At 28.6% G+C, this 13,311-nt stretch carries 13 protein-coding genes and 1 tRNA gene; 3 read left to right on the top strand and 11 right to left on the bottom strand.

Annotation, left to right across the window (positions count from 1 at the left end; genetic code table 11):
- Positions 1-32: 32 nt before the first annotated feature.
- Genes Q0762_RS05895 through Q0762_RS05885 form a run of 3 tightly spaced genes read right to left on the bottom strand, consistent with a single transcriptional unit; the run spans position 33 to position 1,736 of the window.
- Positions 33-458, bottom strand: coding sequence for a DUF2147 domain-containing protein (locus Q0762_RS05895; RefSeq protein ID WP_298764765.1), 426 nt, complete (start codon positions 456-458; stop codon positions 33-35).
- Positions 459-507: 49 nt separating this feature from the next.
- Positions 508-1,032: an HAD family hydrolase gene (locus tag Q0762_RS05890; RefSeq protein WP_298764763.1), complete on the bottom strand. Its 525-nt coding sequence runs from the start codon at positions 1,030-1,032 to the stop codon at positions 508-510.
- Positions 1,033-1,037: 5 nt separating this feature from the next.
- Positions 1,038-1,736, bottom strand: coding sequence for a Rossmann-like and DUF2520 domain-containing protein (locus Q0762_RS05885; protein WP_298764761.1), 699 nt, complete (start codon positions 1,734-1,736; stop codon positions 1,038-1,040).
- 74 nt (positions 1,737-1,810) lie between these two features.
- On the opposite strand from Q0762_RS05885, the gene Q0762_RS05880 reads away from it, so the two are divergent.
- On the top strand, positions 1,811-2,965 hold the full coding sequence (locus Q0762_RS05880; protein WP_298764758.1) for a PLP-dependent aspartate aminotransferase family protein: 1,155 nt from the start codon (positions 1,811-1,813) through the stop codon (positions 2,963-2,965).
- Between the two features lie 69 nt (positions 2,966-3,034).
- Here Q0762_RS05880 and Q0762_RS05875 read toward each other — a convergent pair whose 3' ends face one another.
- Complete coding sequence (locus tag Q0762_RS05875) at positions 3,035-4,876, bottom strand: SLC13 family permease (RefSeq protein WP_298764756.1); 1,842 nt, start codon at positions 4,874-4,876, stop codon at positions 3,035-3,037.
- 290 nt (positions 4,877-5,166) lie between these two features.
- On the opposite strand from Q0762_RS05875, the gene bshB1 reads away from it, so the two are divergent.
- Together bshB1 and Q0762_RS05865 are read left to right on the top strand one after the other, a co-directional pair.
- On the top strand, positions 5,167-5,883 hold the full coding sequence (gene bshB1 / locus Q0762_RS05870) for a bacillithiol biosynthesis deacetylase BshB1 (RefSeq protein ID WP_298764755.1): 717 nt from the start codon (positions 5,167-5,169) through the stop codon (positions 5,881-5,883).
- Positions 5,884-5,937: 54 nt separating this feature from the next.
- Positions 5,938-6,013 (top strand) — tRNA-His (locus Q0762_RS05865).
- Positions 6,014-6,195: 182 nt separating this feature from the next.
- On the opposite strand, the gene Q0762_RS05860 is transcribed toward Q0762_RS05865, so the two are convergent.
- From Q0762_RS05860 to Q0762_RS05830, 7 genes are all read right to left on the bottom strand, one after another.
- Entirely contained in the window at positions 6,196-6,945 is a 750-nt protein-coding gene (locus Q0762_RS05860) for a LytTR family DNA-binding domain-containing protein (protein ID WP_298764752.1), read from the bottom strand.
- Between the two features lie 2 nt (positions 6,946-6,947).
- Positions 6,948-7,790, bottom strand: coding sequence for a metallophosphoesterase (locus Q0762_RS05855; protein WP_298764750.1), 843 nt, complete (start codon positions 7,788-7,790; stop codon positions 6,948-6,950).
- A gap of 4 nt (positions 7,791-7,794) precedes the next feature.
- Complete coding sequence (locus Q0762_RS05850) at positions 7,795-9,834, bottom strand: histidine kinase (protein WP_298764747.1); 2,040 nt, start codon at positions 9,832-9,834, stop codon at positions 7,795-7,797.
- 87 nt (positions 9,835-9,921) lie between these two features.
- Positions 9,922-11,013, bottom strand: a complete 1,092-nt coding sequence (locus tag Q0762_RS05845) for a hypothetical protein (RefSeq protein WP_298764745.1) — start codon at positions 11,011-11,013, stop codon at positions 9,922-9,924.
- Between the two features lie 130 nt (positions 11,014-11,143).
- Positions 11,144-12,283: a MauE/DoxX family redox-associated membrane protein gene (locus tag Q0762_RS05840; RefSeq protein ID WP_298764742.1), complete on the bottom strand. Its 1,140-nt coding sequence runs from the start codon at positions 12,281-12,283 to the stop codon at positions 11,144-11,146.
- Between the two features lie 3 nt (positions 12,284-12,286).
- Positions 12,287-12,811: a hypothetical protein gene (locus Q0762_RS05835; protein ID WP_298764740.1), complete on the bottom strand. Its 525-nt coding sequence runs from the start codon at positions 12,809-12,811 to the stop codon at positions 12,287-12,289.
- A gap of 146 nt (positions 12,812-12,957) precedes the next feature.
- A partial coding sequence (locus Q0762_RS05830; RefSeq protein WP_298764737.1) for a transposase occupies positions 12,958-13,311 on the bottom strand: 354 nt, incomplete at its 5' end.

Here is a 13,311-nt window from a genome sequence, read left to right as displayed (position 1 = left end):
CATGAAAATATGTTTAAAAAGAAAAACAAACTTTATTTAGCTCTTTCCCAATAAGCAGTTTTGCCAAACATAGAAAAACCAATGTAACCTCTTAATTTTAATTTGTTTGGTTTTTCTAATGCTATGTAGCATTTATATACTTTTCCGTTTCTTGGGTCTAAAATTGTTCCACCAGACCATTCGTTACCATCTTTTTCTAAACCCGTTAAAATATCTAAACCTAATATTTTTTTTCCTTTATTTTTGCCTTCACACAATTCGCAAACTGCGTCTTGTCTTTCAGGATCTTTTACTTCAATTACCTTTGCAAATGCTTTTCCGTTTTTTTCGTAAACTTCTATAACAGAATCTACTTCTCCTGTATCGTCATTTTTAGAATGCCATTTACCAAAAATAGTTTGTGCATGTATTGAAATTGAAAAAATTGTAAAAAAGATGAATAATATACCGTTTTTCATATCTAAAGATTGTTTTTGTGAATTTATAAAAAAAATTTCATTTTAAAAATTATAGACTTGCATCAAAGTTTTCGTCCCACTTTTGTTGTACTCGTAAAACTTGCTCAATTACATCTCTAACACAACCATCGCCACCTTTTTTATCTGAAATGTATTTAGAAACTTGTTGAATTTCTCTTACAGCATCATTAGGGCAAGCTGGTAAACCAACCAATTTCATTACAGGATAATCAGGAACATCATCACCCATATATAAAATATTTTCTGGTTGTAAATTGTATTTTTCTAACAATAGATTGTATTGCTTTATTTTATCATGAGCGCCTAAGAATACATCTTCTATTCCTAAAGCCATTAATCTATTTTTAACGCCTAAATTGGTTCCACCAGAAATTATACAAATTCTATATCCTTTGTTTAGTGCATTTTTCATGGCATAACCATCTTTTACATTCATGTGTCTTACCAATTCGCCATCTGGCATTATGGTTAACATTCCGTTGGTTAAAACGCCATCTACATCAAATATAAAGGTGTTTATTTTGGGCAATAATTGTTTGTAACTAATTTCCATAATTTTTATTTTAAAGTATCTTGAATAGATGCTGTTAGTATTTTATAAATATCTTGTTGTTGTGTATTTAAGATTTCTAGATGATTTTTTATTGTTTTTTCATCTTTTCTAATTGCAGGACCAGTTTGCGAATTTTTTGGTGCTACTGTTTTAATTTTTACTGCTGTTTCTTGAATTAAAGGTTGTAATATTTCAAACGGAATTTGATTTTCTTCACAAATATCTTGGCCTATTTTGTACAAATGATTGGTAAAATTGTTTACAAAAACTGCAGCAACATGTATTTTTTTTCTTTGTTCCGAAGAAATATGATACACTTTTTTGCCAATAGTTTTAGCCAAGTTTTCCAGCAATTTATAATCGTTTTCATTTGTTGCTTCTAAACAAAATGGAATTTTAGAAAAATCTACTTTTTTACCTTTAGAAAAAGATTGCAACATGTAAAAAACACCTTTGTTGCTTTTGTTTTTTAGTGTATTTAAACTAGAGGCGCCAGAAGTGTGCACTACAAAAGAGTTGTTAACTTTTGCAGAAACTGCTGCAATGGCATCATCAGAAACGGCAATAATTGTAATAGCTGCACTAGGAATATCTACTATGTTTCTAGATTTTATTTTGGTAATCTTAATATTATCAGCCTTTAAAAAAGCTTTATATAAATGCGTGGCTACATTTCCATTACCTATTATTAATACTGATATCATTATAACGAAGATATTATAATTTTAAGAAAACATTATTTAAGATTTGTTAATTTAGCAATTAGAAAGAATAGGAAATGAAAGAATCTAAAAAATACGGAATAAACACCATTTGTGTACACACAGGAGAGGTAAAAGATGAGCAGTTTAAAGGCGCAGTTTCTCCAATTTATACAGCTACCTCTTATGCTTTTGATGGTGTAGATGTTAAAAGATATCCGCGTTATTTTAATACACCAAATCAAGAAATGTTGTGTAAAAAAATAGCTGCTTTAGAAAACACAGAAGATGGCTTAATTTTTGGTTCTGGTATGGCAGCAATATCTGCAGCACTTTTTGCTTTTTTAAAAACGGGGGACCATGTTATAATTCAGCAGGTAATTTATGGTGGAACCTATAATTTTATTGTGCAAGAATTTGAAAAATATGGAATTGAATATTCATTCACAGAATCAGATGCTATTAAAGATTTTATTCCTTTAGTAAAAAAAAATACAAAAGTAATTTATATAGAAACGCCGTCTAATCCGCTTTTAGGAATTACAGATATGCAAGCCGTTGCAAATTTAGCAAAAGCCAACAATTGCATTACCATGATAGACAATACATTTGCAAGTCCTATCAACCAAAATCCAGCAGATTTTGGTATAGATATTGTTTTGCATTCGGCTACAAAATATATGGGAGGACATTCAGATATTTCTGCGGGAGCAATTGCAGCAACTAAAGAACATATTGCCCAAATCTGGAAAACAGCGATTAATTTTGGTGGAAATTTAAGCGATCAAACAGTTTGGTTGTTAGAAAGAAGTCTAAAAACATTAAACTTACGTGTTAAAGAGCAAACTAAAAATGCTCAAGAAATGGCAGAATATTTAGAAGGTAGTACAAATATAGATCGTGTGTATTATCCTGGTTTAAAAAGTCATCCTAATTATGAATTGGCAAAAAAACAAATGAAAGGTTTTGGAGCCATGTTGTCTTTTGAGTTAAAAGAAGGTATAAACCCCATGGTTTTTCAAAATAATTTAAAATTGATAAAACCTTCTATGAGTTTAGCAGGTTTAGAAAGTACAATGGTTTCTCCTGCCCAAACCACACATGCTTTATTAACAGAAGAACAACGTTTAAAACGTGGTATTAGAGATGGTTTAATTCGTTTTTCTGTAGGAATTGAAGAGCCAAAAGATTTAATTTCAGATATAGAACAGGCCATAAAAGCTTCACTTTAAAATAAAAAAAAAGCTAGATTTTCTTATTTAATAAAGATAATCTAGCTTAAAAAAGTAAAATGTTTTTCTTTAAAAAGGCCAAATTATTGGCACTAAAATAATGGTGGTTATTATAAAAATCATCAATAATGGAAAACCAACTTTTAAATAATCTACAAATTTATAATTTCCAGAACTCATTACCATAGCATTTGTTGTGGTACCAATTGGCGTTAAAAATGCGGTAGAAGCACTAATAGCAACTGTAATTAATAACGGCTCTGGAGAAATACCCACGCTACTTGCTGCTAATAAAACAATTGGCGCCATTAAAACTGCCGTTGCAGAGTTGTTTATAAATTGACTAAAAGTTGTAGTTAATATAAAAATACCCGCTAGCAATAAAGTTGGATTGTCTTTTCCTAAGAAATTTATTAAAGAATTAGAAATTAGTTCTGCTGCACCTGTTTTTTGAATTGCAACTCCCATTGGTATCATGGCAGCAATCATTACAACGCTTGTAAAACTAATACTTTTGTATGCTTTTGTAAAGGGTACACAACCAGCAAATAAAACAATACCTGCAGCAATTAAAGCTGCGATTGCGCCAGGAACTATTTTAAAAACCAACATACCAATCATTAAAAGTAAAGCACCTAAAGCAATATAAGATTTTGGCGTTAGCTCATCTACATCTTTTTGCATTTCTTCTGGACTACCAACAATAACCACGTGTTTGTGTTGTGTATTTAAGTTTTCAATATCTTCCCAAGAACCTCTAATAATAAAACTATCACCTGGATTTACCCTTAAATTATCTTCTAAATAAGGTTTTTGATGTCTAGAAGTAGCCAATAATTGTATGCCATATCTTTTAAAATAGTCATGCAGTTTAATTTCTCTACCAATTAAAAAAGATTTTTGAGTAACAATTACTTCTGCCATACCCACTTCTTGGTTAATTAAATTACTTCTTAATTCTTTTTCAGCAGATTCTTTTGGTAAAAGCCCCAATTTAAAGTCAATCATTAACTTATTAATATCTTCTGTATGTCCTTTAATAGTTAAAATATCATGATACCTTAATTCGGTTTCATTTTCTGGCATTTCAATAAAAGGTAAATTGCCTTTTAATCTATTAGGATGCCTTCTTTTTAAACGAATAATATTTACGTTATAATTGTGCTCAATATCCCATTTGCTAATTTGAGTATTAATTAACTGAGAGTTAGAACGAATTCTTAATTGGTAATAATCGTTTTCAATTTGATAAGCTTCTATCCATTCATGCAAAGTAGAATCTATATTAATAGGTTTGTTGTTTGTTTTATTTTTTGGAAGTAATTTAAAACCAATGTATCTAAAATAAACAATGGCAATAATTAAAAGCGGCAAACCAATTAACCCAAATTCAAAAAAAGAAAACCCATCAAAACCAGCATCAATTAAAGCATTATTTGCAATAATATTTGGTGGTGTACCTGTTAAAGTTAATAAACCACCTGTGTTAGAACCAAATGCTACAGGAATTAATATTTTAGAAGGCATTGTACCAATGCTCCAAGCAGAAGAAATTGTGGCCGGCAATAACGTTGCTACTGTACCAGTATTACTTACAAAACCAGATAAAACACCAGAGCCTAATGTAATAATTACCAATAGTTTTGGTACACTTTTACCCGCTAATTCAATTAGTTTTTTACCAGCCAAAGCTGTCCAACCTGTTTGAGATAAGCCTTCTCCAATTATAAAAAGGGCAGCAATCATAATAACTGTAGCGTTGCTAAAGCCGCTTAAAGTTTCTTTTAAAGTAAGCACTCCGCAAAGAAATAAACTAATCATAGATACCAAGGCAATAACATCTGGAGAGTATTTGCCCCAAACAAAAAGTGCAATGGTAATTACTAAAATGGTTAACATTATATACATCATAATTGTAAAATTTGGTTTTTAATTTCAGGTAAAATTAAATGTATTCCTTTGCCTAATTTATGATAATAATCATACTTAAACTAACGCTATACATTTTTATGATAATGATAAAAACAAACCTATTTTTTTATCTAAATATGAATTTAAAAACGAAATAGATGATAAACTAATTTATATAATCTTTTGAAAAGCATTATTTTTGAACTTCGGATTATATTTTTATTGATTTTTTGTAAATAAAATTGATAATAATAGTCTAAACATAAAATTAAGATAGAAATAAAAGAAAAATGAAATTAGATATTTTAGCTTTTGGGGCGCATCCAGATGATGTAGAATTAGGTTGTGGTGCAACTATTGCAAAAGAAGTTTCTCTTGGAAAAAAAGTAGGAATTGTAGATTTAACACGCGGAGAATTAGGTACAAGAGGTTCTGCAGAATTGCGTAAAATTGAAGCTGAAAATGCTGCAAAAATTATGGGAGTTGCTGTTAGAGAAAATTTAGGTTTTGCAGATGGTTTCTTTACAAATGATAAAAAGCATCAACTAGAGATTATAAAAATGATTCGTAAATACCAGCCAGAAATTGTATTATGTAATGCTTTAGAAGATAGGCATATAGATCATGGTAAAGGAAGTAAATTGGTTTCTGATGCTTGCTTTTTAAGTGGACTTTTAAAAATAGAAACAACATTACAAGGCGATAAACAAGAAAAATGGAGACCAAAACTAGTTTATCATTATATGCAATGGAAAAATTTAGAGCCAGATTTTGTGGTAAATGTTACTGGTTTTATAGCTACAAAAACAGCGGCTGTAAAAGCCTATTCTTCTCAGTTTTTTGACCCTAACAGTAAAGAACCAGAAACCCCAATTACAAGCAAAAATTTTATTGATAGCATACATTACAGAGCTAGAGATTGTGGAAGATTAATAGGAGTAGAGTTTGCAGAAGGTTTTAACACAGAACGTTATGTTGCTGTAGAAAGTTTAGATAAATTAATTTAAATTTTTATTGTGTAAAAATAGAAAAAACATTTATATTTGCACCCGCAATTATATGGTGGTTGTAGCTCAGTTGGTTAGAGTATCGGTTTGTGGTACCGAGTGTCGCGGGTTCGAGTCCCGTCTTCCACCCAAAACAAAAGCTTCTTAGAAATAAGAAGCTTTTTTTGTGCGTAAAATTTTCTTGAATTCAAGTGTTACTTTGAGCTTAATAAAATGCAGCTTAAGAAAACTTAGTTTGTATTGTCCTCAGTAAATTTTATTTCTCTAGTTGAAATGAAACAAAAAGTGCATTGTAGTCTCTTTAAATTATTCTTAAAAAGAATTTAAAACTTCCAGAACTTCTGCTTTTTTTCTAACAGAAACAGGAACATTAGCGTTGTTTGTAAGCATTAAATACCCACCATCTGACTTTATGAATTCTTTAATGTACTTTGTGTTTATTAAATGGCTTTGGTGTACTCTTAAAAAACCAACTTCTTTTAATAAATCTGCATAAAACTTTAAAGTTTTAGAAACCAATATTTTAGAATTATCTTTAAAATAAAATGTGGTATAATTATTATCTGCCTTACAACGTATAATTTCTGAAATATTTACAACTATTATTTTTTCTGATGTATGTAAAGAAATCTTTTCTAATGTTGTATTCGGCTTTGTTATTACTTGTTTTAAAACACTTAACTGTTCATTTTCTGGTTGAATTTGAGAATGTGCTTTTGTAATTGCATTTGCCAAATCTGTATCTGAATATGGTTTTAAGATATAATCTATTGCAGAAAATTTAAAGGCTTTAATTGCATGAGCATCACTTGCCGTTACAAATATTATTTTAGAAGTTAATTCTGGAAAAATCTCTAAAATATCAAAACCAGTTCCATCTCCCAACATAATATCTAAAAATAAAATATCTGGTGTTTTGGCTCGTAGTAGTTTGGCAGCTTCTACAACAGATTTTGCAGTACCAATAATTTCTATTTCTTTAAAATTATCAATAATTTCTTGGTGTAACATTTCTAACGCCAATACATTGTCTTCAACTAAAATTGCTGTTGTTTTTTTCATAATTAGACCTTTTCAAGTTTAAAAACAGTAATTTCTGGTCTTACATTAAAACGAACTTGTCTACTGTTACCTAATGCTCTATTAATATATAAAGTTTTGCCATCACTTAAATTAAATTTTCCGGCAGTATATTTTTTATTTTCTACAGGTAATAAAGGAGGATTTAAAAAAGGTGGTTTTACTTGACCACCATGAGTGTGGCCAGATAAAACCCAACCTTTATAGTTAGACCAAACATCAAGATCACAAACATCTGGATTGTGACATAAAACCAAATTTGCGTGGTTGTGGTTTATCTCTGATAATACTTTTTTAGGATTAAAGTTTAAACCCCAATAATCATCTAAACCAATAATATGCAATCCGTTAACTTCTTCTTTTTGATTGTTAAGTATTTTGATTTTAGAATTTTCTAGAATTGAAGTAATCTGATTTGCAACTTTTTGTTGGTACCAATTAATGCCATAATCATGATTTCCAAGAATACCAAAAGTACCCAAATTACCTAAAACAGCCGATTGCATAACTTCTTTTAATTGTGCAAATTGTTTTTCGTTTTCATAAGAAACATAATCTCCTGTATACACTACAAAATCTGGTTTTAGTTGTTTTGCTTTTTTAAAAGAATCAATAATAAATTGATAATCAAACCTATTACCAACATGTGTGTCACTAATTTGCATTAGTGTTTTTCCAATTAAATTGTTAGGTAAGTTTTTTATAGGCATTTTTTTATGCACAAACTCTAACCAAAAAGGCTCAATTTGCCAAGAATAAATAGCTGTACTTAAACCAATACCAGCAATTCCTAAAACCGATTTTTTTATAAATTTTCTTCTTTTCATTTGTTTAATAATCTGTTTTTAACGGAATTTTAAACCAAACTTCTGTGCCTGAAACAACCTTGTTTTCTACCACTTCTATTATAGAAAAATTGCTGTATTTAGATATGTTTTCTATTCTTTCTTTTGTTATTTTTAAAGCTAGAGATATGTGTTTTGTATTCTTCTTATTTTTTTGTGATTGGTAAAACCCAATTCCATTATCTGAAATAAAACATTCTAAAAAACTATGTTTTACTAAAAAGCTAACTTTGATTTTTCCTTTTTTATTTATTTTAGAAATACCGTGTTTTATGGCATTTTCTACAAAAGGTTGTAATAACATTGGCGGAATTAAAATTTCTTCTGCATCAATACCATTTAATTTTTTTTCAATAACGTAATCAAAAGATAAAGCACTCATTTTTTGCTCTAAATTTAAATAATTGTCTACCGTTTTTATTTCTTCTTGTAAACTGATTTCTTTTAATCTAGAATTATTTAAAACACTTCTTAAAAGTATGGCAAATTGGTTAACGCTCGTGTTTAGTTCTTTTTTATCATTAGAATTTCCTAAAGCTTTTATGCCGTTTAATACATTAAAAATAAAATGAGGATTCATTTGTAACTGCAAGGCTTTTTGCTCTAAAGAGATTAATTTATTTTCTATTTGTAGTGCCTTAACTTGTTTGTTAATTTTCTTTTTAATGCCACGAATGTATAATTCTACAAAACCTGCAATTGCCAAACAAACCATAATAAATACTAAACTTATAAACCAAGTTTTTTTATAAATTGGTTGGTCTATACTAAAAGAGAATATTTTTGTGGAGGTTTTACCACCGTTTTTAAACCTAGTTTGTGCTTTTAAAATATATTTTCCTGCACTTAAGTTTGCAAAATTAATTTGATTTTCTGCACTCCAAGGCGAGAAGTTAGCATTATTTAGCTGATAACGAAATTGTATATTTTTAGCGTTATTTATAGAAATGCTTTGCAAAAGAAAAGAAACGTTATTTTGATCTGTTTCCAGTGTTAATAGCTTGTTGTAATTATTTGTATTAATGGTGTCTATCTGTTTGTAATTTACGCTAATACTTGCAATTTGTAGTTGTGGTTTTTCAGAAACAATTCTATTTTGTTTTATAAATAAACCTGTATTTGTGGCAATAAAAATGTTGTTTTCTGCATCTTCAAATACATCGTTTATTGTATTAGAATCTAGATTGCTGTTGTATTTATTAATTCTTTTTTGGAATATAAACGTAGTGTCATTTAAAATGTTAATACCTTCATTTTTAGAAATTACATAAATATAGTTTTGCACTTTTTTAATGCTCTTTGTTTCAGCTTGTGTGTATTTTAATTGTAGCTTGTTTTTGGAATCTAATGCGAAGATTTCAGTATTGTTTTTAAGCACATACAAATTATTTTTTGCTTTTAATAAGGAAGAAAAATTACCTTTAGCAATTAAAGTTACTTTTTTAGGCTGAATTAACTCGTCTAACTGCCAAAGCCCACTATTTGAAGACACTAAAAAATGATTTTTGTAAAAAACAATAGTATTAATTACAGAAAAATCTAAATTGTAAGTGGTTTTTAAAGGTTGTAAATAATCTTTTCTAAAATGTAAAATACCTTGGTTAGTACCAAAATAATATTCGTTTTTCCTGTTACATATTGTGTTTACACTTTTAGCATCAAAAGTAAAAATATTGTTTTTGGTTTTTAGGTAAAGGTTTTTGTTTTTACCAATGAAAATAGAATCGTTTTTACTAAAAAGAGATTGTATTGCTCTAGATGAATTACCAATTTTAAAATCATAACTTTTTAAAGAAACTCCATCAAATTTAATGAATCCATTGTTGGTTCCTAACCAAATATTATTAAAGCTGTCTTGTGCAATTTTATGAACTACAAATTTTTCAGAGTCATTTATTTTTTTGAAATTATTTTCTTGTGCTTTACTATTTAGTGATAAAAATAGTAGGATAGTAAGTAAAAACCCATTCCAGATTAAAGAGAGTTTTAAAAAGAATAAAAACAAATTTTGAAAAATTAATTTCATAAAACAAACTTACTAATTAAAACGTCATTACAAGGTTATAAATTTTATGTAATGACGTTTATTTACTTCCAATTGCTATTACATATGCTATTTCATGGCATACAAACGTTTGTTGTTTGTATCTGGTTTTATGTGTTTTAAGTCTCCATAAGGCTTAATTAAAGGCTTTAAAACACAAAGACCTGTTGTTCTTCCTTTTATGGTTAATTTGCTTCCTTTTACTTTCCAATTCCATCTAAATTTTTCCAGTGGTATGTTGTATGTTTTTAATTCTGCCATAAGTTGTTCATCTTGCTCAATCCAATCCATTACTTCTTCTGCAATTTTAAATTTTGGCATTTCATTATCTGTATTATGAAAATCGAATTCCCAAAGAATTGGCACTGTAAATTGTGTAGTGTAAGCTTCACCCACATATCTTTCTTCTTCATTATTTAGCGCATTAAACCATTCTATTTCTGTTTCTTCTGGATATTTTTTTGCAATTTCCTTAGATAAATCTGTAATTCCTGGAGAATTAGCGGTTGGGTAAAACACATAATAAGGTTGTGCTAAATAATGATTGGAAAAAGCGCCGCCAAAAACAGTATGATAAGGAGATGCTATAACTTTTGGATTTTCTTTAGCATGAAATGCATCTTTTATTGTTTTTAATAATTCTAAATTTTCTACCAAACCAGAAGCATGAAATATAATTTTAGAATTTGTGTTTACTACGTTTTGTAGTTTAGGTAATGTGCCTTGGGTAATAGTTCTTCTTAACGTTTCTGCAGTAATTTTATCTCCATGAATTACTGTTTCTAAATTCATGCCTTTAAATGGATTGCTTTTATTTACAATATGAATTTCACTAAATAAACTAGATTTACCATTAGTATTTAACCAAAGAATAATTTCTTCTAAAGAATATTTACCATCAATAACCTTAAGGTTTTTTTCTTTAAAATAGGTTCTAGCATTGTTGTAAAAGGTTTCGTTGCCTTTGTCAAAACCTGCTATAAATACAACTGGTTTTTGATATGTTATAGCTTTAACTTTTTGTGCAACAGGAATTGTGTTTTGAGCTGAAATTTGTGTTTCTGGTTGCTTTTCAATTTCGTTAGAATTGCAGCTAATAAATACGGTAGTAGCTAAAATACTTAATCCAAAAATTACGGTGTTTTTTACAAGTGTTTTCATGATTTTTTATGTTTTAAAGTGTGAATACACTGTAAAAGTAAAACCAAAACAAAGGTAAATTTTAGCTGTTTTAGAATTCGTACAGATTGAATTAGAATTTGTTATTTAGATGGGTTTCTTCACTAAAATTCTATTCTCCTTCGTGATTGTAAATAACCAATTCTGTTAAACCTTTTTCTTGCGGATTTTTAGCAAAAGACCTTAAGTATGCGTCTAGAGATTTAATAATTCTTTCTTCTGGATAAAAAAGTACTTTATTATCATATTGCGCCCACTCATTAACGTTTAAATAAGCACTACTATTTTTATACCTGTAAAAAGCTTTAATATGTTCTGGTAAACTGTCTTCTAATTCGTCATTTAAAACAATGTTGTAATAATTTAAATCTGCCGTAAAAAAATGAAAAGATAAAAGATTATCATAAAAGCCAGTTGTAAAATTGGCAAAAGGTAAAATACAAGTAAAAAACAAGGCTACTATTTTCTGTTTGTCAAAAAATTCTGCGAAAAAAGCCAATGCATTTGTGGTTTTTAACGTCCAGAATATAATAACTACAGAAAACATATTTTGAATATTCCAAGGTACAACATTGTAGCCATAACCTAAATAGAATAATAAAAAAGTAATAATTCCGTGCATGGAAAGCACAAATACAATACCAAATTTTCTGGTTTTATTAAACAATAATAGAACGCCCATTAGCGCTTCTAACCAAGGTACTGCATAGGTAAAAATTTCTAGAAATTTTTGTGGTAAGCATATTAAAGCCGAATTAGAATTTGCTACGCAACTAAAATGTTTGTTTAGAGCAGATAACCATTGTACGTAAAAAGAATGATTTAATTTTTGAATGCCACTCCAAAAATAAGTAGCAAAAAAAACTAAAATTACGGCATATAAAACTTTTTTATAATTGGTTTTCTTTGGAAAAATTTCGATCATTAAAATGGTTAAAATACTCTGATAAAAATAAGGTTGTAACCTATTTTGATCTACAAGAGCCAAGTAAAGGTAGAGTACTATAATTGTAATTCCTTGCCATCTTTTATTTTGAAAAATGTACACAATTTGAATTCCGAAAAAGAAAATTGCTAAAATATAATCTAATGGATTTGTGGGAATTGGCAACCAATCAAACAATGGAATTACTGGAAAAATTTTTGTAGAAATCCATAATTTAGGAGCATAAAGCATTAGCACCAGTATTGCTAAAACTGCTATTATTCTAGTGTAATTTACTTTTTGCTGGTCTGTTAGGTTAAATATCATTTTTTAATCTATTGTTTTCCATTTTCCTTTTCGAAAATACATATTTTTAAACTTAGGAGAATTAAAAACCAAATAAAAATCCCAAATTTCTCTATAAACCGTTGGATTTGTGGTTAAAATATGATGATTAGGCGTTTGCATTTTAAATTTTGGACGCTCTGATGTAAATGTTTTTTTGGTTGAAAATTTGCCTTTATAAGTTTTAAGGATGATTTTGTTATCTGTAACATAAAAATAAATAGAATCATTTTCTTTGATTTCAAATCGGAAATTGTTGTACTGCCAATTTGCTTGTTTTCCTGGAAAATAACTTCTATCAATTATGTATTCTCCGTAAAAATCTGATTTTTCTAATACTTTTTTAGTGAAAAGAGGACGTGTAATTTCTGCTAAAATGGAAATAGTAATTAAAAATAACCAAAAATATAAAACAAGTTGGGCGTAGATTTTTTTATTTGTGATGCCAGCTATTATTAATAACAATAGTGAAATTGGTAAAACAATTAAAATAAAAAATAAACCTCCCATTTTTCTTTTTTAGACCTCACAGGTTTTTAAAACCTCTTATGTTTGTGAATGATTAAAACAATTCATTAATTCTAAAAGTTGGCAAACACGGCTAGGTACTATCTTTAATTCCTAATTTTATTGTCTTAATTTTTATTATTTTTGATTTAACAGAGAGGAAGCTCACTGTGATCATTCACTGGAAGTTTACCTTGTGTAGCCTCAATTTTATTGGGGCTACTTTTTATGCCTTTTTCAAAGGCAAACAGAGAGTAAAGCTTCTGCTCCTCTTCTTGGAATTTTACCTTATAGTTTGGATTATAAGCTTCATTTTTGTTCCATAAATAATAAATCATCGTTAATAGCTTTTTCTGAACAGCAACATAGCTTTTCATCTTCACTCCGTGTTTTTTATAAGTTCTATCATATAAATCTTTAAATTGCTGTACTTCACATTGAATAACAACTAAAGAAGGCATATACAAGGCTCGTCGGATTCTGGAATTTCCTCTTTTTGATAT

It is taken from the genome of uncultured Polaribacter sp. (genome assembly GCF_947495205.1).
Classification (GTDB): Bacteria; Bacteroidota; Bacteroidia; order Flavobacteriales; family Flavobacteriaceae; genus Polaribacter.
The sequence above is the reverse complement of the archived record's forward strand: the minus strand, read 5'-3'. Positions and strand labels throughout refer to the sequence as shown.

What these genes read in the sequence shown, in the direction of transcription:
- Q0762_RS05885 (WP_298764761.1), bottom strand. Translation starts at nt 1,736, where the DNA reads ATGATATCAGTATTAATAATAGGTAATGGAAATGTAGCCACGCATTTA.
- Q0762_RS05880 (WP_298764758.1), top strand. Translation starts at nt 1,811, where the DNA reads ATGAAAGAATCTAAAAAATACGGAATAAACACCATTTGTGTACACACA.
- Q0762_RS05860 (WP_298764752.1), bottom strand. Translation starts at nt 6,945, where the DNA reads ATGAAAAAAACAACAGCAATTTTAGTTGAAGACAATGTATTGGCGTTA.
- Q0762_RS05835 (WP_298764740.1), bottom strand. Translation starts at nt 12,811, where the DNA reads ATGGGAGGTTTATTTTTTATTTTAATTGTTTTACCAATTTCACTATTG.
- Q0762_RS05895 (WP_298764765.1), bottom strand. Translation starts at nt 458, where the DNA reads ATGAAAAACGGTATATTATTCATCTTTTTTACAATTTTTTCAATTTCA.
- Q0762_RS05875 (WP_298764756.1), bottom strand. Translation starts at nt 4,876, where the DNA reads ATGATGTATATAATGTTAACCATTTTAGTAATTACCATTGCACTTTTT.
- Q0762_RS05840 (WP_298764742.1), bottom strand. Translation starts at nt 12,283, where the DNA reads ATGATATTTAACCTAACAGACCAGCAAAAAGTAAATTACACTAGAATA.
- Q0762_RS05855 (WP_298764750.1), bottom strand. Translation starts at nt 7,790, where the DNA reads ATGAAAAGAAGAAAATTTATAAAAAAATCGGTTTTAGGAATTGCTGGT.
- bshB1 (WP_298764755.1), top strand. Translation starts at nt 5,167, where the DNA reads ATGAAATTAGATATTTTAGCTTTTGGGGCGCATCCAGATGATGTAGAA.
- Q0762_RS05845 (WP_298764745.1), bottom strand. Translation starts at nt 11,013, where the DNA reads ATGAAAACACTTGTAAAAAACACCGTAATTTTTGGATTAAGTATTTTA.
- Q0762_RS05850 (WP_298764747.1), bottom strand. Translation starts at nt 9,834, where the DNA reads ATGAAATTAATTTTTCAAAATTTGTTTTTATTCTTTTTAAAACTCTCT.
- Q0762_RS05890 (WP_298764763.1), bottom strand. Translation starts at nt 1,032, where the DNA reads ATGGAAATTAGTTACAAACAATTATTGCCCAAAATAAACACCTTTATA.